Annotated in this window: 15 protein-coding genes; 6 read left to right on the top strand and 9 right to left on the bottom strand. The window is 59.9% G+C overall.

Translation table 11 applies throughout. The annotated features are described in order from the left end of the window. Positions 1 to 118: 118 nt before the first annotated feature. The 4 genes from alaS to aspS are packed head-to-tail and all read right to left on the bottom strand — an operon-like array spanning position 119 to position 7,314. Positions 119 to 2,788, bottom strand: coding sequence for an alanine--tRNA ligase (gene alaS / locus HMPREF3101_RS01645; protein ID WP_070462181.1), 2,670 nt, complete (start codon positions 2,786 to 2,788; stop codon positions 119 to 121). Positions 2,789 to 2,845: 57 nt separating this feature from the next. Beyond that, positions 2,846 to 4,204, bottom strand: coding sequence for a replication-associated recombination protein A (locus tag HMPREF3101_RS01640; RefSeq protein ID WP_070462180.1), 1,359 nt, complete (start codon positions 4,202 to 4,204; stop codon positions 2,846 to 2,848). Between the two features lie 32 nt (positions 4,205 to 4,236). Beyond that, the gene (locus HMPREF3101_RS01635; RefSeq protein ID WP_070462179.1) at positions 4,237 to 5,490 is read right to left on the bottom strand and encodes a protein kinase family protein; all 1,254 of its coding nucleotides are present in this window, start codon (positions 5,488 to 5,490) and stop codon (positions 4,237 to 4,239) included. A gap of 18 nt (positions 5,491 to 5,508) precedes the next feature. Then, positions 5,509 to 7,314 carry an aspartate--tRNA ligase gene (gene aspS, locus HMPREF3101_RS01630; protein WP_070462178.1) on the bottom strand — a complete coding sequence of 602 codons (1,806 nt, stop codon included), beginning with the start codon at positions 7,312 to 7,314 and terminating at the stop codon, positions 5,509 to 5,511. 103 nt (positions 7,315 to 7,417) lie between these two features. Between aspS and HMPREF3101_RS01625 the strand changes: the two genes are divergently transcribed. From HMPREF3101_RS01625 to HMPREF3101_RS01615, 3 genes are read left to right on the top strand one after another with little or no spacing between them, the layout of a single operon-like run. Beyond that, positions 7,418 to 8,335 (top strand): KPN_02809 family neutral zinc metallopeptidase, encoded by a 918-nt coding sequence (locus HMPREF3101_RS01625; RefSeq protein WP_070462177.1) that lies wholly within the window; start codon positions 7,418 to 7,420, stop codon positions 8,333 to 8,335. Between the two features lie 19 nt (positions 8,336 to 8,354). Next, positions 8,355 to 9,077: a CBS domain-containing protein gene (locus HMPREF3101_RS01620; protein ID WP_070462176.1), complete on the top strand. Its 723-nt coding sequence runs from the start codon at positions 8,355 to 8,357 to the stop codon at positions 9,075 to 9,077. A 36-nt stretch (positions 9,078 to 9,113) separates the two neighbouring features. Next, positions 9,114 to 10,514, top strand: a complete 1,401-nt coding sequence (locus HMPREF3101_RS01615) for an L-serine ammonia-lyase (RefSeq protein ID WP_070462175.1) — start codon at positions 9,114 to 9,116, stop codon at positions 10,512 to 10,514. Here the strand turns inward: HMPREF3101_RS01615 and HMPREF3101_RS01610 are convergent, their stop codons facing one another. The 4 genes from HMPREF3101_RS01610 to HMPREF3101_RS01595 all read right to left on the bottom strand — a co-directional run bounded on the left by HMPREF3101_RS01610 (position 10,515) and on the right by HMPREF3101_RS01595 (position 14,032). Next, the gene (locus tag HMPREF3101_RS01610) at positions 10,515 to 11,714 is read right to left on the bottom strand and encodes a type II toxin-antitoxin system HipA family toxin (protein WP_070462174.1); all 1,200 of its coding nucleotides are present in this window, start codon (positions 11,712 to 11,714) and stop codon (positions 10,515 to 10,517) included. It abuts the gene before it with no gap. Between the two features lie 11 nt (positions 11,715 to 11,725). Then, positions 11,726 to 12,034, bottom strand: a complete 309-nt coding sequence (locus tag HMPREF3101_RS01605; RefSeq protein ID WP_070462348.1) for a helix-turn-helix domain-containing protein — start codon at positions 12,032 to 12,034, stop codon at positions 11,726 to 11,728. Positions 12,035 to 12,107: 73 nt separating this feature from the next. Next, positions 12,108 to 13,385: a histidine--tRNA ligase gene (gene hisS, locus HMPREF3101_RS01600; RefSeq protein ID WP_070462173.1), complete on the bottom strand. Its 1,278-nt coding sequence runs from the start codon at positions 13,383 to 13,385 to the stop codon at positions 12,108 to 12,110. Between the two features lie 11 nt (positions 13,386 to 13,396). Further along, complete coding sequence (locus HMPREF3101_RS01595) at positions 13,397 to 14,032, bottom strand: MBL fold metallo-hydrolase (protein WP_210386149.1); 636 nt, start codon at positions 14,030 to 14,032, stop codon at positions 13,397 to 13,399. Positions 14,033 to 14,120: 88 nt separating this feature from the next. On the opposite strand from HMPREF3101_RS01595, the gene HMPREF3101_RS01590 reads away from it, so the two are divergent. Both HMPREF3101_RS01590 and HMPREF3101_RS01585 read left to right on the top strand, forming a co-directional pair. Further along, positions 14,121 to 15,065, top strand: a complete 945-nt coding sequence (locus HMPREF3101_RS01590) for a peptidylprolyl isomerase (RefSeq protein WP_070462347.1) — start codon at positions 14,121 to 14,123, stop codon at positions 15,063 to 15,065. 96 nt (positions 15,066 to 15,161) lie between these two features. Then, positions 15,162 to 15,458, top strand: coding sequence for a hypothetical protein (locus HMPREF3101_RS01585; protein ID WP_070462171.1), 297 nt, complete (start codon positions 15,162 to 15,164; stop codon positions 15,456 to 15,458). 403 nt (positions 15,459 to 15,861) lie between these two features. Here HMPREF3101_RS01585 and HMPREF3101_RS01580 read toward each other — a convergent pair whose 3' ends face one another. Then, complete coding sequence (locus HMPREF3101_RS01580; RefSeq protein ID WP_083280021.1) at positions 15,862 to 17,088, bottom strand: IS1249 family transposase; 1,227 nt, start codon at positions 17,086 to 17,088, stop codon at positions 15,862 to 15,864. A gap of 212 nt (positions 17,089 to 17,300) precedes the next feature. Here HMPREF3101_RS01580 and HMPREF3101_RS11625 point away from each other — a divergent pair. Next, the coding region (locus tag HMPREF3101_RS11625) for an LLM class flavin-dependent oxidoreductase (RefSeq protein ID WP_246816601.1) at positions 17,301 to 18,180 on the top strand (880 nt) is incomplete at its 3' end.

Here is an 18,180-nt window from a genome sequence, read left to right as displayed (position 1 = left end):
AGCAGTGCTTATTCTCGCAAAACTTTTTCCAAGCACTGCTGGTGCATTACCGACGCTAATGCGAAAACACGCCGAAGCGCACCCAGCGCTCGGCGTGTCACGTAATCAATTCGTTATCTTAGGCGTCCAACTGCTCGCGCAACGCTGCCAAACCAGCATCGATACCCTCCGGATTGTTACCAGAGCCCTGGGCTAGATCCGGCTTGCCACCGCCCTTGCCTCCCACGTGGGAGCCAAAGGCTGCAACCAGTTCGCCAGCCTTGATGCCAGCGTCCACAGCTGCCTCAGTAGCGGCGATGGCGAATGAAGCCTTAGCGCCAGCCTTGGAAGCGAGCACCACCACAGCGTCGGCAGCGCCGAACTTACCCCGGATGTCGCTAGCCATCGTGCGCAGGTCACCAGTGTTAATGCCTTCCGGCAGGTGCACGGCTGCCAGCTTGCGGCCGTTAGACAGCTCCTGCGCGCCAGCAACAATGGCACCGGTATTGGAAAGAAGCTGCTGCCGGTGGAGGTTCTCCACTTCCTTTTCCGCCGCACGCAAACGCTCAGTCAGCTGAGCAATGCGCTCGGGCAACTGATCTGTCGGGGTCTTCAATTCCGCAGCCAGGCCGGATGCCAACGCTGCTTCCTTGGAGAAGTAACGGAAAGATTCCAGGCCAGAGTAGGCCTCAATGCGGCGCGCGCCGGAGCCAACCGAAGACTCCCCCAGCACGGCAACCGGACCGATCTGGGAAGAGTGGCTGACGTGAGTACCACCACACAGTTCGATGGAGAACGGGCCGCCGATCTCCACCACGCGCACCTGATCGCCGTAATTCTCACCGAAGAGCGCCATTGCACCCATAGCCTTGGCTTCCTCAAGGCTGGTCTCAATGGTGTTGACGGCAAAGTCCGCGTCCACTGCCTGATTGGTAATGGTGGCAATCTCTTGCAGCTGCGCATCGGACAGCTGCTCGGTGTAGTTGAAGTCAAAGCGCAGGTAACCCGGCTTATTCAAGGAACCTGCCTGGACTGCGGTTGGGCCTAGCACCTCACGAAGCGCTGCGTGGATCAGGTGCGTTGCGGTGTGTGCCTGGCGGGCACCGTGGCGCCACGCCTCATCCACCTCAGCAGTGACCGCCTGGCCAAGGTCCAGGCCTCCGTTTTGCACGGTTGCCTTGTGAACCCAGAGTTTCTTACCAATCTTTTGCACGTCATTGACGTTGAGCACGGTATCGCCCACAACGATGCGACCACGGTCAGCCATCTGGCCACCGGCCTCGGCGTACATCGGGGTGACATCCAGGATCACCTCAACCTCATCGCCTGCGGTGACCTCGCCGACCTTCTCACCGTCACGGACAAGGCCGATCACATTGGCGCTGTGGGTGAGCTCCTCAAAGCCCACGAACTGCGTCGGGTTAGCGTCCACCCACTCGCGGTAGAGCGAGTCATCACGGTTGCCCATCTTCTTGGCCTTGTTGTCAGCCTTGGCACGAGCGCGCTGCTGCTCCATTGAGGCGTGGAATGCGTCCATATCCACGTCCAACCCAGCCTCACGTGCCATCTCCAGTGTCAGGTCAATCGGGAAACCGTAGGTGTCGTGCAGCTCAAACGCCTGCTCGCCGGAGATCTGGGTGTTACCGGCAGACTTCAGTGCGGCGGCAGTTTCATCAAAGCGGTGGGTGCCGGATTCCAGCGTCTTGGAAAACGCGCGCTCCTCAGCCATAGCCACACGCAGAATACGGTCGCGGTTATCTGCAATCTCCGGATACGACGGCGTCATCGTATCCATGATCGTCTCCATCAGCGGCTGCATCACTGCACCGGTTGCACCCAACAGGCGTGCGGAGCGGATGATGCGACGCAGCAGACGGCGCAAGATGTAGCCGCGGCCCTCATTGGACGGGGTAACACCATCCAGGATGATCATCATGGACGTACGCGAGTGGTCTGCGATCACACGGAAGCGAACGTCATCCGCTGGAGTGCCAGCGTCATACTTCGTGCCGGTGAGCTGCTCGGCCATGTCAATCACAGGGCGCAGCAGGTCGGTCTCGTAGACATTGTCCACGCCCTGCAGGATGCAGGCAACACGCTCAATACCCAGGCCGGTATCGATGTTTTTATTCGGCAGCTCGCCGAGAATCTCAAAGCCGCCCTTCTTATCACCAGCGCCGCGGATGGACTCCATGAAGACCAAGTTCCAGATCTCCATGTAACGGTTATCGTCCGCAATCGGGCCGCCCTCTTTGCCGTATTCCGGGCCGCGGTCGTAGTAGATCTCAGAGCAGGGTCCGCACGGGCCAGGCACACCCATGGACCAGAAGTTGTCTTCCATGCCCATGCGCTGAATGCGCTGCGACGGCACGCCGATAACGTTCTGCCAAATCTGCGCCGCCTCATCGTCCTCGGTAAACACCGTTACCCACAGACGCTCCGAGTCAAGACCCAGCCCACCGTCTTCCACAGCGCCAGTCAGCAGCGACCACGCATGCGTGATGGCACCTTCCTTGAAGTACTGGCCAAAGGAGAAGTTGCCCGCCATCTGGAAGAACGTGTTGTGGCGGGTAGTAATACCCACTTCTTCGATGTCAAGGGTACGCACGCACTTCTGAATCGAGGTCGCAGTGCCGTTTTCAAATGGCGGTGTCTGCTGGCCTAGGAAGTACGGCTTGAACGGCACCATGCCGGCGTTGACGAAGAGCAACGTCGGATCATCAAGAATGAGTGAGGCGCTGGGCACCTCAGTGTGTCCGCTCCTCACGAAGTGGTTGGTAAACCGCTCGCGAATCTCATGAGTCTGCACGACGTGCCTGTCCTTTCAACGAGAAAATCTCATAGCAAAATTTAGTCCGGCAATACTCTACCCGCGACCCCGCACCATCCTGCGAAGCCGCCCAAGGTATTCACTGATCCTTTTCTCCGCACCGTGGTTTGTCGGCTGGTAGTACACCGCATCTTCCAACCCTTCCGGGATGTACTGCTGCTCCACTACACCGCGCGGGTCATCGTGCGGATACTTGTAGCCCACGGCGTGGCCAAGCGCCTTTGCACCCTCGTAGTGACCGTCACGCAAATGCGGCGGCACAGGCCCCACGTTGCCCGCGCGCACATCAGCTTGTGCCGCAGAGATCGCTTCGATGACGGAGTTGGATTTCGGCGCAGTTGCTAGGTGGATCGTCGCCTGTGCGAGGGTCAGACGCGCCTCCGGCATGCCGATGAACTGCACAGCCTGGGCCGCAGCACTCGCAGTCTGCAGGGCTGTGGGATCCGCCATGCCAATGTCTTCTGAAGCATGAATGACCAAACGCCGCGCAATAAAGCGCGGGTCCTCACCGGCCTCAATCATGCGCGCCAAATAGTGCAGCGCCGCATCCACATCCGAGCCGCGAATCGACTTAATGAAAGCGCTGGTGATGTCGTAGTGCTGATCCCCATCGCGGTCATAACGTACCACTGCACGGTTGACGTTGTTGCGGATCACTTCTTCCGTCACTTCCCCACCCTCTGGCACCGCTTCCGCAGCCGCCTCAAGGTAGGTCAGGGCACGTCGTGCGTCGCCTGAGGCGAGGAGGGTGAGCTGGTTCAACGCGGCGCTATCAAGCGAAATGCTCTTAGCAAGCCCCCGCTCATCAGCCACAGCGCGAGTAAGCACCTCACGGATATCCTCATCGCTCAGTGGCTCAAGTTTCAGCAGCAACGAGCGCGAAAGCAGCGGGGCAACCACGCTAAATGAGGGGTTCTCCGTCGTCGCCGCAACGAGAAGCACCGTACGGTTCTCCACCGCCGCAAGTAGCGCATCCTGCTGGGTTTTGGAAAACCGATGCACCTCATCGATGAAAAGCACCGTCTTCTCACCACGGGTGAGGTCACGCCGCGCGGTATCAATCACCGTGCGCACCTCCTTCACCCCCGAGGTCAGCGCGGACAGGCCAATGAAGTTCTGCCCCATCGTCGCCGCAATCAGCGACGCAATCGTGGTTTTACCCGTCCCCGGTGGCCCGTACAGAATTACACTGGCCGCCCCCGAGCCTTCGATCAGACGGCGCAGCGGTTTGCCTTCACCCAGCAGATGGCGCTGGCCGGCGATCTCATCGATCGTGCGCGGGCGCATACGCGCAGCCAGCGGTGCGTGCGGCCCAACTTCAAAAAAGCTGGAGCCTCTATTGCTTATCGACGCCCCGCCGACCTCCCCATCCCCAAACAAACCCTCCTGCGCCACCGTGCAACCTACTTCAGTCTCTACTTCAGTCTCTACTTCAATCGCAGCGCAACGTCACGGGCAAACTGGGAAATAACCAGGTAGGCAGTGTCGCGGCCAGTACCCGCGTAGGCAGAAAGGGCGTTGAATGTCTCCCGCAAATCCTCACGAACAATGAGCTCTTCGTGAGTGAACGGCCCATCGCTTGCAGGACGCAGCATGTCGCCGCTGGGAATGCCAGCATCCGCGAATCCGAGCGCGGATTCCGTAATCTCCTCGTTCACGTCCACGCCTGCGGCCGCGAACTCTGCAGCCAAGTCCTCATCCGAAGCCACAACCTCTGCAAGCGCAACCGGGTTGAGCATAGTCAGGCTGGACAGTGCCCACCCGATCATGCCCGCAGTGATACGCGCCTGAAGGGTGTCCTCGTGGTTCAGCAGCGGCCAGGTGGCACGAACTTCTCGCAGCCAGGCCTCAATAAACGCACTGATTGCATCCTCATGGTAGGTGCGCGGTGAAATGTACAGCGGGAATCCGGCAACAACAAACGCAACGTCAAAAATAGCGTCGCGGAAGCCGGCCCACTCATAATCCAAAAACTGCGTACCTGAATCCGTGTACATGACGTTGTCCGGGCTCAGATCAAACGGCGTAAACGCACGCACACCGCCTCGCAGCAAGCGAGTCTGCAGGTTGGACGCGGTCACCTTTACTTCATTTGGTATCTCGAAGCCAGCCTGCTCAAGAATGGCCAAGCCCAAACGAATGCGGTGAGACAGCAACCGATCACGCAGCTGCTGGACCTTCTCCGCACCGATGCGCGATCGCGTCATCCTTGCAAACAACGCGTTGAACTGCGTTTCTTTGTCTGCCGTGCCGGCGTGCATCTTGCCCAGGGCCGTGCCCAAGTTGCGCAGAATCTGCACGTGTTGGATGTCATCGGCACGCTCCAACATGGTTGCCAACGTGTCAGCATCGCCAACGTCCGAAAGAATGATCATCCGGGCATCCACGTCATACCCCAACAACACCGGGCCAGGACGAACCTCACTACTTAGCGAGGTTGTGAACTGATACGCCACAACCTCACGCAAAAACGCAGCATCGTCGAGCAGGTTACCCGTCTCGGGCGAATGCTTCACCACCACAGTCCTGTGCTGCAGGAACGGGTTGGCAGTTACCTTCGCACGGTATACCCCGGCCACACCTGAGCCAGACAACTCGGTCACGTCGGTGAGCTTTTGGGCACCTCCGTAGCGCCGCGTAAGCACACTCTCCGCGGTGGAAATTACGGTGTTGCGATCCATATCTGGTCTCTACCGGCGTTAGGCGTTGTCGCCGTCTGCCTTTTCGGTTTTCTTCTGCGGCTTGAAATCCACACCGGTCTCCGCACGCTGCGCTGCCGGAATCGGCGCCGGGGCATCCGTCAACGGGTCAACACCGCCACCGGACTTCGGGAAGGCAATGACGTCACGGATGGATTCAAAACCACCGAGCAAGGAGACGATGCGGTCCCACCCGAAGGCGATACCGCCGTGTGGAGGAGCGCCGAACTGGAAGGCGTCAAGCAGGAAGCCAAACTTTTCGTCTGCCTCTTCATCGGTGATGCCCATGACCTCAAAGACGCGCTTTTGCACATCGTGCTGGTGGATACGGATAGAGCCGCCACCGATCTCATTGCCGTTGCAGACAATGTCGTACGCGTATGCAAGCGCTTCGCCTGGGTTGTTCTCAAAGTTATCCATGAACTCAGGCTTCGGGGAGGTAAAGGCGTGGTGCACAGCCGTCCACTTAGAGTGCCCGAGTGCTACGTCACCGGAAGCCGTTGCGTCTGCAGCCGGTTCGAACAACGGTGCATCCACAACCCAGGTAAACGCCCAGTCGCCGTCCTTGATCAGGTCCAGCTTGCGCGCGATCTCCCCACGAGCAGCGCCAAGCAACGCGCGAGAGGACTTTGTGTCGCCAGCTGCGAAGAAGATTGCGTCACCAGGCTTCGCGCCAACGTGCGCTGCAATACCAGCCTTTTCCTCGTCGGTGATGTTCTTAGCCACCGGACCGGTCAGCTCACCGTCCTCCTGAATCAGGATGTAGGCTAAGCCCTTCGCGCCACGCTGCTTCGCCCACTCCTGCCAGGCATCCAACTGCCTGCGCGGCTGGGATGCGCCACCGTCCATCACCACAGCCCCCACGTACTCAGCGTTGAACACGCGGAACGGAGTGTCCTTGAAAAACTCGGTGCACTCCACCAGCGGGATGTCAAAGCGCAGGTCCGGCTTGTCAGAGCCGTACTTTTCCATCGCTTCCTTGTAGGTCATACGCGGAATCGGGGTCTGAATGTCGTAGCCGATGAGCCTCCACAGCTCCACCAAGATTTCCTCGGCAAGCTCAATAATGTCGTCCTGATCCACAAAGCTGGCTTCAACGTCCAGCTGAGTGAACTCCGGCTGGCGGTCAGCGCGGAAATCCTCATCGCGGTAACAGCGAGCGATCTGGTAGTAGCGCTCCATCCCGGAGACCATCAGCAGCTGCTTGAATAGCTGCGGCGACTGCGGCAGTGCGTACCAAGAGCCCGGCTTCAAACGAGCAGGCACCAGGAAGTCGCGTGCACCTTCCGGGGTGGAACGCGTCAGCGTCGGCGTTTCAATCTCTACGAAATCGTGGTTGTCCAGCACGCGGCGTGCAGCCTGGTTTGCTTTTGCACGCAGACGCATGGCGTTCGCCTGACGCTCACGGCGCAAATCCAGGTAGCGGTACTTCAGGCGGGTCTCTTCACCGACCTCGGTGGAGGAAGCATCCTCAATCTGGAACGGCAGCGCCGCCGACTTATTTAATACGGTCAGTTCGGTGGCGTTGACCTCGATCTCGCCGGAAGCCAGGTTCGGGTTTGCAGAGCCTTCCGGACGTGGCTCCACCACGCCGGTGACCTTGACAACGAACTCACTACGCAGGTCGTGCGCAGCCTCCGCCACATCAGATTCGCGGAAGACAACCTGAGCGATACCCGAGCGGTCACGCAGATCGATGAAGATCACGCCACCGTGGTCGCGGCGTCGCGCCACCCAACCGGTGAGGGTGACAGTCTGGCCATCGAGGTCTTTATTGAGGTTCCCCGCAAGGTGAGTGCGCAGCACGGTGTTTTCCTAGTCCTTCCAAAAGGCGTTAAAACGTATCGCGCAAGAGTCTACCGCGACCGTCTCACAACATGCGCTTAGGTTGTTTGGCACAATGCAAGCCATGACGTTTAGAGGAGATGCCAGCCAAGGCGCAAGCGGGCGTGTGCAAACCAGTTCAGGTTCCCGTGGCGGACAGCAAGGCGGTTCAGGCGGCCTGCTTGCCCTGCCGTTGTTGCTTGGCGGCGGTGGTGGCGGGACCATCATCCTGGTTTTGCTGCTGTTGTTCTTGTTCAACGGTGGGCTTGGCGGCCTAGGTCTTGGAGGTGACCAGCAGGGCCAGTACCAGTCGCAGGGCGGCTACAACCTCGAGCACTGTGATCAGCCGAATGCGGCTAACGAATACTCCGACTGCCTTGCCGCCGCGACGGTGCTGTCCGTTGATGATGTGTGGTCCCAGGTACTGCCAGCGCAGGCCAACTTGGAGTACCGCCCGGCAGGTATGCACATTTTCAAGGGCGAAGTAGCTTCCGGCTGTGGTTACGCATCTTCCGCAACGGGGCCGTTCTACTGCCCGCGCGATGAGACGGCGTATTTGGATGTGTCCTTCTTCGATCAGCTGCAGCAGCTTGGTGGCAGCGCAGGTCCCCTGGCTCAGGCATATGCCACCGCGCACGAGATGGGCCACCACATCCAGCACATCGAGGGCACCCTGGGTTTGAGCGACTACAAGAACCCTGGCGCGGACTCCGCTGCGGTTGCTATTGAGCTGCAGGCGGACTGCTATGCAGGACTGTGGGCGCACTACGCACAGCAGGGTGGACGCTTGGAGTCTGTTTCGGACGAGCAGTTGCACGAGGCTATCCAAACCGCGCAGTCCATCGGTGATGACAACATTCAGCGTCGCTCCGGCGGCGAGGTCGACCCGGACGCGTGGACCCACGGCTCCTCCGAGCAGCGCGGCACCGCATTTATGGCTGGCTACCAGACCGGCAAGATGTCTGCCTGCGACACCCTCAACCGAGGCGTGTACAACGACTAATTCGCGTACGCTCGCGATCATGGCTGATTCACCAAATCGCGCCGTTGCATTCCTCGCCGCGTTCAATGACGTGGAGGGGTTTCTGCGCGAGGCGTTAGGCGCGAAGAAAAGCGACTCTTTTAGGTGGATGTGCTCCCAGGCAGCCAAGCGTGGGTTGATTACCTGGGAACAGTCCACTGACCTGAAGGAATACGCTGAGCTGCGCAATGCGATCAGCCACGGCGAGTACCGGGACTTCAAACCAATCGCGGAGCCGTTGCCTGAAACCGTCGCAGCACTCGAGCATTTTCGGGACGTGTTGCTCAAGCCCGTCACCGCATTAGAGGTGGTGGGCCAGAACCAAAAGGTGGTTACCTTCTCCCCTGGTGATGCGGTTCGCGATGCGCTGCATGCGATCCGGGAGTCAGGCCACACACAGTTTCCGATTTACGACGGTGGCGTGTGCGTCGGCCTGCTCACCACCAATGCCATTGCGCGTTGGATTGCAGTGGCTTTACAAGATGACGACACCGTCGGTTCAACGTCTATCAGCGAAGCGCTCAAACTCTCCGGGCAACACGACCACCAGGTGTTTCTGCCGCGAACCGCACCGGCAGCCGCAGCCATCGAGGCGTTGACAACGCCGCTCAAATCTGGCGCACTGCCACGTTTGGCAATCATTACGGAGCACGGCAACGCTGACCAGCGCCCCATTGCCGTAGTCGGCCCAACGGACATTCCGGCACTTGCTGCCGTTACCTAAGCCCACACCTAACTCACCCTGGAGGAGGAAGTATCAATGCCATCCAAGTCTGCCACCGTGAGCGTTCTTGATCTGTTTTCTATCGGCATCGGCCCGTCTTCCTCACACACGGTGGGCCCGATGCGCGCAGCCCAGGCGTTTGTTGGCACCATGGCGCAGTTGCCGGCGAAGGTGCGCGTCACACTTCGTGGCTCGCTTGCCGCTACTGGTGTTGGCCACGGTACCGACCGCGCGGTCCTGCTTGGCCTTGTCGGCTACACGCCGACGACAACCAGTGCAGACATTTCGCCGAAACCGGGCGAAGAGATCCCGCAAAGCGGCACCATCTCGGGTCCTGCCGGCAGCGTGGAGTATGAGGTGGAGTTCAACCCCCAGCCGGTGCCAGAGCACCCGAACTGCCTCATCTTTGACGCTTGGGATGCCCAAGGCAACCAGCTGGCAGAGAACGTTGCGTACTTCTCCATCGGTGGTGGGTTCATCCTTGACCGCGCTGGCATGTCCGCGCATGAGAACGAGGCTGGCGTGGTTGCTGTCGCGCACGAGAAGACCGTGCCCTACCCCTTTGACACCGGCCAGGAGCTCATGGAGCAGTGCGCCACGCACGGTCTAACCATCGCCCAGGTCATGCGGGCAAACGAGGAGGCCTTGCACGGCAGGGACGCACTCGAGGAGCACTTGGACGCTGTGTGGGACGTGATGCAAGAGTGTGTGGCCCACGGGCTAAAAACCGAGGGCACATTGCCAGGCGGTCTCAACGTCAAACGTCGCGCGAACCGCTTGCACCGCCTATTGACTGCGGAGTATCAAGCGTCAACGGCACGCGGGCTTGACGCGATGGAGTGGGTCAACCTGTATGCGCTTGCGGTGAATGAGGAAAACGCTGCCCACGGTCAGGTGGTTACTGCCCCGACGAATGGCGCGGCAGGCATCATTCCGTCGGTGATGCATTATTGCCGTGACTTCACGGATGATTTTGACCGCGACCGCGTGCACGAATTTTTGCTCACGGCAGGCGCAATCGGCGTCATTATTAAAACCAACGCCTCGATTTCGGGTGCAGAGGTTGGCTGCCAGGGCGAGGTCGGCTCAGCATCTTCGATGGCTGCGGCTGGTATGTGCGCCATCCTTGGCGGCACCCCACAGCAGGTAGAGAACGCCGCCGAGATCGCACTCGAGCATAACTTGGGACTTACCTGCGACCCGGTCGGCGGGCTTGTGCAGGTTCCCTGCATTGAGCGCAATGCCATTGGCGGTGTGAAAGCCATTAACGCGGCGCGCTTGGGCAAGCTTGGCGACGGCACCAACATTGTCACCCTCGACGACGTCGTTGAAACCATGGCCTCTACTGGTCGCGACATGATGACGAAGTACAAGGAGACGTCTATGGGCGGCCTCGCGGTGCAGCTTGGCCTTCCGGTGAACATCATCGAGTGCTAGCTACGTAACCTGCTCAATTTGCTCTTTTGCGTGCGTAAAGCGGCCCTCCATGACCGCTATGCTGAATGCGTCCGCACCATGTGCGGTGGCTAATGCTGGCGCTTGTTCCAAGACGCTGCGCACCTGACGGAGCCATTCGCTGGTTTCGCTATCGAGGGATACGCCGAAGAGGTCAAGCACTGCCGGCTCTGTGAAGTCCTCGAGGGATAGCTGCGACTTGCCGTCGAGTGTGAGCTCGTAGGCATCGCCGTCCGCAGGCGGGGTAGGGTTGACATCGAATACCGGTGATAGGACCCAGGACCCGCCATTTCGAAGAAAACCGTGGTTGCGAAGATGGTTGTCCACGTTGCCAACAAGAACACCGAAAACGGCACGTCTCCATTGCTCGGTAGTATCTGCGCCACTGTATTGGGACCATTCAATGAGATCGATCCAGTCACCGCCGCCTCCGTCAACGGCTTGCAGCGCGGTCATAGCAGACATGTAGGGAATGCGTACCCCTGCAAAGTCGCGGTCGAAGCGACGCAGGAACAATACTGTGCGGTCCTCCCCGTCGACAATGAAGGTGCGGGTTTCATAGGCAGGAACCTGAATTCCCGCTCGCTGCATCAGCCCTAGCGTTGCTGCCTCCCATGCCATAACATTCCACTGATCCCCGTGGGGTTTAGGAAACTTTGCAAGCCACAGCTCTTGCCCACGTCGGACGTTGGCTTTGGGGCGCGCACCGCCAAGCGAACCAGTCGCGCGGAACAATCTCCTCACATTGCGCTCGAGAATATCTCTGTCACCGCGCTGTACTTGATCAGCCGTGCGCAAAACCTCTGCAAGTTCGTGCTCACCCGGAACGCCTTCGCCATCTGCGACCGCAACTCCATCGACCCAGAAGCGGGTCGCCCCTTGCCTGCCGTTGTCATTGACCCCAAGCAGCAGCGAAACCTCGTCCAGATTTCGCCCTGCTGCGCGCATGAGCACTTTTCGGCCCCATGTATCTGGCGCGGAGTCGCTAAACGGGTTTACGGGCAAGATTGGCTGTGGCCCTGAGAAAAGGCCAAGCGCTGGAGCCAGGGAAAAGGCGTCCGGGCGGGCCAAAAAGGAGGGTTCGTACGAAAACGATGCCGATGCCCGCGTGCGGTAAATATATCCAGCAAGGACGTCATTGCCGCCAATGACGGTGGTAACCGCAATCTTACTGTCGCCCACTACCTTCTCCCCTAGAAATCCGGTTTCGGGGTTCGAACCCGTTCGGGCAGCTGCTCTGCGGCCCGCAAACGACCCACGTCTGTGAGATAGGGATCGCTTGCCGTGACCACGCGGTCGAGCAGTCCCAACACGTTGAGGACCGCAAGCGTCGCGTCTAACCCGGCGCCCTGCCCGTTTTCCAGCTTGCTCAGCGTAGTCGGCGAAATGCCAGCACGCTCAGCAACCATGCCGCCGGTGAGCCCCAGCAGCTTGCGTTGAATGCGAACATGCTCACCTATCGCTCGCATCCCGCGGCGAACGGGCGTCGGCGTGTATCTCATGCGCATGATTTTAGCAACAGAAACCTAACAGGAAAAGCAGTTACGTTACAGGTTTCTGTTACTTAAACGTGCGCTACCGCTGTACAGCCGCAGCAACCGCCTCCGCGTTCAGCACAACCGTCACCTGGGAGTGGTCCGCGAGGTTCTTCACGGTAACCTCGCCGGCGTCTAGCTCGCGATCCCCCAGCACCAGCGCAAACTTGGCGCCAGCGCGGTCAGCGCCCTTCATCGCACCCTTGAGCCCGCGGCCGCCGTAGGCCATGTCGGTGGAGATACCAGCAGCGCGCAGCTCATTAATCAGCAGCGCCATCCGCTCTTGGGCCTTTTCGCCGATGCCAACGCCAAAGACCTCCACGCGACGCTCAACGCCCTCAAGCACCACGCCCTCAGCCTCAAGCGCAAGCACCGTACGATCCACGCCAAGACCAAAGCCGATACCGGAGAGGTCCTGGCCGCCGATCTGGGCCATGAGCCCGTCGTAGCGACCTCCGCCACCGATGCCGGACTGCGCACCGAGCCCGTCGTGGACGAACTCGAACGTGGTCTTGGTGTAGTAATCCAAACCGCGCACCATGCGTGGGTTGATCACGTATTCCACGCCCATGCTGTCGAGCATCCCGGTGACGGCCTCGAAGTGGCTGCGGCAGCCCTCACACAGGTGGTCCAGCATTAGGGGTGCATCCGCCATCATCGCACGGACGTTGTCACGCTTGTCATCCAGCACACGCAGCGGGTTGATCTCCGCGCGGTGGCGGGTCTCCTCATCCAACGGCAGCGCAAACAGGAAGCTTTGCAGCTGCTCGCGGTAGGCCGGGCGGCACTCGCGGCAGCCCAAACTGGTCAGCTCCAGACGGAAGCCGGTGAGCCCAACAGCGCGGTAGCAGCGATCTGCAAGCGCGATGACCTCAGCATCCAGGTACGGGTCATCCACACCGATGGCCTCTACGCCCACCTGTTGCAGCTGACGGTAGCGGCCGGCCTGCGGGCGCTCGTAACGGAAGAACGGGCCGTAGTAGTTCAGCTTTACTGGCAGGTAGCCACGGTCCAAGTTGTGCTCGATCACCGCGCGCATGACACCTGCGGTGCCTTCCGGGCGCAAGGTCACGGAGCGGTCACCGCGGTCAGCAAAGGTGTACATCTCTTTGCTCACCACGTCAGTGGATTCGCCCACGCCGCGCGCGAACAGGGTCGTGTCCTCAAACACCGGCAGCTCAATGTGCTGGTAGCCGGCCTGGCGCGCCTGATGCGCAAACTCATCACGCACGCGAATAAACGTGGCGGATGCCGGGGGTACGTAATCGGGTACGCCCTTGGGGGCAGACAGGGCCTTAAAAGAGTTCTGCTCAGTCACGGTTTTTGAGCTTAGCGCCCCGCATTCGCCCGCAGGATAAATGGGTTGGTTGCCCGCTCGTGCGCCATGGTGGTCACCGGCCCGTGCCCCGGCAGCAATGTGAGTGCATCATCAAGCTCCCAGACACACCCGCGTAACGACGCCACCATGTCCCTCTCATCCGAATAATCCAGATCAGTACGCCCCACTGAGCCCCGGAACACCACGTCACCGCTAAAGGCAAACTCCTCGCCCACCACCAAAACGCTTCCCGGTGAATGGCCAGGGGCATGGCGTACGCTAAACGTCTCTCCTGCAACGGTGATTGCTTCCCCGTCTTCCAGGTGGTGGATGGTGTCTGGGAGGGGGAGCGTGTGAGCGTCGAAAAGCAGCCGCGACTGCTCCGGGATACCTTCGCTGAGCATGAACTCATCCGCCGGGTGAATGTAGACGGGTGCACCTAGCTCGGCGGCATCACGGATGTGATCAATGTGGCCGTGGGTTAGCACGATAGCCTCAAGCTTGGAATTGTTCTCCTCCAGCATCTTGCGCACAACTGGCGCAGCTCCCATACCTGGGTCTACAACAAACCCGCGGCGGGTTGCCTCATTAATGCAGACGTAGCAGTTGGTGCCGTACGGACCGGCCGCGAAACCCTGGATACGCAAAGTGCTCATGCGTACGAATCCTAGGGGTTGTCGTGCGAGCTGTTAGGATTTGAGCGAACTTTTACTCTTTTCAAGAAACGAGGCGATGGTGGCAAGCAACGAAGAGCGCGGCAAGCAGGCGCTGCAGAACCTAGAGAAGGAACTGGCAGCGCGCGACCGCAAACAGGCACGTAGCCCGTGGATCACCGCGGCAGCCTCGCTGGCTGTAATCGCAGCGTTAGGCGGCGGCATCTACTTCATGGCCAACCAGGAAAGCAACGATGACGTGGACACCACCGCATCTGAGACGGAAACGACCACACCGGAAGCTGAAGAGTTCGACCCAACCTCCTACGAGGCAGTCGCAACCGCTCGCGCAGCCGCCCTGCCGGCAACCGTGGATTGCGTCTACACCGAAGACGACCGCGATGAGTACTTCAAGGGCCTGCCACAGGCCGAAGGTGTGTCTACTGAGGGCACCGTCAAGGTGAACCTGGATACTTCCGCTGGTCCGATTGGCATGACGCTGGATCGCTCCGTGTCGCCGTGCACGGTCAACGCTATTGAGTACTTGGCGGAGGACGGCTACTTCAATGACACCGTCTGCCACCGCTTGACTACTTCTGATGGCTTGAAGGTGCTGCAGTGTGGTGACCCGTCTGGCACCGGCGCTGGTGGCCCGGGCTTCCAGTTCCCGAACGAGTACCCCACCGATGAGGCTCTTGAAAGCGTTGACCTGACGCAGATGGGCATTCCGGACGACGCAAGCGATGAGGAGAAGCGCCAGTACGCCTCCATGATGCTGCAGGATCCGCAGCGCTACGACCGCGGCACGATCGCCATGGCAAACGCTGGCATTGACACGAATGGCTCCCAGTTCTTCTTGAACTACGGCCCGTCCGTGCTGCCGCCGCTGTACACCTACTTCGGCCAGATTGATGACGCTGGCTTGGAAACGCTTGACGCTATCGCCGAAGCGGGTGTTGAGGGCGGTGCCCCGGATGGCGCGCCTGCCGAAGAAGTCAGGATTAAAACCGCCGTCGTTGAGGGGTAGGTCTATTGAAAAATAAACCTCTTGCCAAATTCTCAAACCCTGTTAATATATTCCCCGTCATAATCGATAGATATCCGTCAAAGATTGGATTTCCGCATGCAGTTCCGTAAGGGCATCGTCGCTGCCGCTACCGCCGCAGCTGTTCTGACCTCCGGAGTTTCCGTTGCTGTCGCAGAGGAAACGAAGAAAGGCACCACTCAGCCAACTACTCCGACTCCTACCCCGCAAAAGCAAAACCAGCCGAACAACACGACCAACCAGAAGAAGGACGAAGGGTCCTCCGCGAAGGACATGAGCCCGAAGGAGATCCAGGACTGGATCGCCGTGGTTACCGCCGTCATTGGTCTGCTGGGCACCCTGTTCGCTTTCGGCCAGAAGTTCATCAAGCCGTAAGACAGCCCTGCTGCATTCATCACCGCCTCGCCCGTTCGGGTGAGGCGGTTTTGGTTTTTCTGGCCTAGCTTGAGCTTTGCTCACGTGGACCAGATAAGGAGAGGCACTGTCATTCATTCCGCCTGCGTACAGCGAGACAGTCGTGTCGTAGTGTCCTATAGATCGGTCTGAGCTCTTTTGGCACCATCTTGGGGGCAGCAACGTGCCAGCACATTCGAGCGTTGAGAAGCGTCTGCAGCGGGCTTTTGACCAGCGACTTAACCCGTCACGTCCCGTGACAATTCAAAGCGAAATGCTGGGTTAAGCGACAAAATGTGTGCTTTTCTCGGCGTGTCGATTTAAGTGACAAAATGTGTGCTTTTCGGGGGTTGGAATGGGCCGGGCCCGGGGTGCTGTGCTGGGGTTATGAGCGTCCTGCCCAGCCGTGTCGGATGGCCCAGGAGGGGTTGAAGTCGGTGTCGATGCCTGTGTCGTAGACTTTCGGCCGGCCGTCGGGTGAGTTGGCTTGGTCGCGTTCACGCATGTGTGCCTGGCGGGCGTGTGCGTAGCCTTTGCGGCCGAAGTCTTGCTCGATTGCTAGCGCCAGCGGGTCATCGTGGTGTTGGGTGTGCAGGTAGAGCCACCAGTCCATGATGATTCGTTGATGTTCGTCAAATGCGCCGCGGTGGGCTCGGGCAAGGTGTTTCAGCTGTGCGTTCACGCCGCCTTCCAGGCTGTTTGTGGTGGTCTTCAGCTCGGTTGTGGTGCGGTGTGGTGGGTTGAGCCAGACGAAGAGGTGGCCTTGTTGGTAGAGACGCTCGAACCGGCGGTAGGCTCTGCGGGCTCTGGGGTGGGTGTACCACCATTGCTGGTTGTCGCGGATGCGTTTTGGGATCTCTTCTGGGGCGACTTGGTTGCGGTAGGCGCGTTGTTTGAGCCAGTCACCGTAGAGGTCATGGAAGCGGTTGAGGCGAAGTACCCAGGTAATTGCCTGGTCACGGGTGGTGATGTGGGTTAGCTGGTTGCCGAGGCGAAGGAGTACTTTGTGCGCGGTGATTGTTGGTTGGCGTGTGGTGTCTTTGATGGTGTCGCGGCGTACGTGGACGAGGCAGCGTTGGATGGAGGCGTTTGGCCAGCATTGCTTGATGGCCTTGTTTGCGCCACCGGAGCCGTCTGTGGTCACGACTAGGGGTTCGGCGATCAGGTCGAAGAGTTTGGCGTAGTCGTAGGCGGTTTCTCGTGTGCACCAGTGCCAGGCAACGACGTGTTCGCTGGTTGCAGCGACAAGCAGGCATTTTTTGTGGAAGTAGGTGCCGTCAATAAACAGCTGGTCGTAGACGCGGTACGGGTCTGGTTTGCATGGGACGATGATGAACCAGAAGTAGGTGAACCAGCGGATCAATGTGCGCCTGGAGACGTTGTGTGCAGCAGCCACAGCGTCGAGGGGACGCTGGCCGGTGATCCAGTCGATGAAGATGGCAAACCGATATGCGCTGGTCTTAGCCGTGTTCGGGTTGGTGAAGGTGTGCCCGCAGTGTGTACAGCGCCATCGCTGTTTTCCGCTGGAGGTGGTGCCCATTTTCGTGGCGGTGTGATCGCATGCCGGGCATAGGGGCCTGTTGTGTTTTCTCTTCCTGTGTTGAGTTGGCATGCAGCTGGTTTAACAGCTTGCTGTCATAGCACATCCAACGCCTGAAGTGGTGGACCTTCCGGTCCACGGTCGGGAATCCCGATTCAACGAGCACTCTCCCGCCGTAGGCCCAGGCAGGACCGGGAATCCATATCCAAAAAAGCACACATTATGTCGCTTAACCCGAAATGCTACCCTCTTTGGTGACGCATCACTAAAAGAAGGGTTATGCAATGAAGGCGTTCGGTTTCTTGAGCTTCGGGCATTATGCCGTCGGCGGCCAGCGCGGGCCATCTGCGGAGAAGATTGCCAAGATCCACTTGGAGATCGCCCAGGCTGCGGACGAGATCGGCGTGAACAATGCCTCCTTCCGCGTCCACCACTTCGTGCAACAGGCTTCCGCGCCGATGCCACTGCTTGGTGCGGTTGCCGCCACCACCAAGCAAATCGAGGTGGGCACCGGCGTGATTGACATGCGCTACGAAAATCCGCTCTACCTCGCCGAAGAGGCCGCCTCCCTGTATCAGCTCTCTGGCGGACGTGTGGCCTTGGGAGTCTCTCGCGGCGCGCCCGAGGTTGCCGAGCGCGGCTGGGAGGTCTTCGGCTACAAGGGCGAGGCCCCCAACGGCGCTGACGTGGCGCGCGCCCATCTTGAGACCTTCATGGCTGCTGTCGACGGCGCCGGGTTCGCCATCGCCGCACCGCTGGAGCGTCAGTACCCCAACATGTTCCAGCCCGGCTCGGCCCTGCCCGTCTTCCCCATGGCACCCGCGCTGCGCAGGCACATCTTCTACGGCTCGGGCACCCACGCGTCTGCGGAGCAGACTGCGAAAGACGGGCTGAACCTGATGTCTTCCACCCTGGTCTCCGAAACCACTGCTGCGACTCTGGGCGAGATCCAGGCTGACCAGATACGCCGCTACCGTGCCGTGTGGAAGGAAGTCGGTCACGATTGGACCCCACGCGTGTCGGTGTCCCGCTCCATATTCCCCATCGTCGACGGTGCGGATATGCGGATGTTCGGCATGCAAGCCTCCGGTTCCGATCAGGTGGGCGCTTTGCCCGACGTTGGCACCACTACCTTCGGCCGCACCTACGCCGCCGAGCCGGACA

The organism is Corynebacterium sp. HMSC29G08, assembly GCF_001806875.1.
GTDB lineage: Bacteria > Actinomycetota > Actinomycetes > Mycobacteriales > Mycobacteriaceae > Corynebacterium.
Note: the sequence above shows the minus strand (reverse complement) of the source record. Positions and strands in the feature narration are given on the sequence as shown.

Coding starts and splice junctions, on each gene's coding strand:
- HMPREF3101_RS01620 (WP_070462176.1), top strand. CDS start 8,355: ATGGCTGATTCACCAAATCGCGCCGTTGCATTCCTCGCCGCGTTCAAT.
- HMPREF3101_RS01605 (WP_070462348.1), bottom strand. CDS start 12,034: ATGAGATACACGCCGACGCCCGTTCGCCGCGGGATGCGAGCGATAGGT.
- HMPREF3101_RS01615 (WP_070462175.1), top strand. CDS start 9,114: ATGCCATCCAAGTCTGCCACCGTGAGCGTTCTTGATCTGTTTTCTATC.
- HMPREF3101_RS01625 (WP_070462177.1), top strand. CDS start 7,418: ATGACGTTTAGAGGAGATGCCAGCCAAGGCGCAAGCGGGCGTGTGCAA.
- HMPREF3101_RS01635 (WP_070462179.1), bottom strand. CDS start 5,490: ATGGATCGCAACACCGTAATTTCCACCGCGGAGAGTGTGCTTACGCGG.
- HMPREF3101_RS01580 (WP_083280021.1), bottom strand. CDS start 17,088: ATGCCAACTCAACACAGGAAGAGAAAACACAACAGGCCCCTATGCCCG.
- HMPREF3101_RS01585 (WP_070462171.1), top strand. CDS start 15,162: ATGCAGTTCCGTAAGGGCATCGTCGCTGCCGCTACCGCCGCAGCTGTT.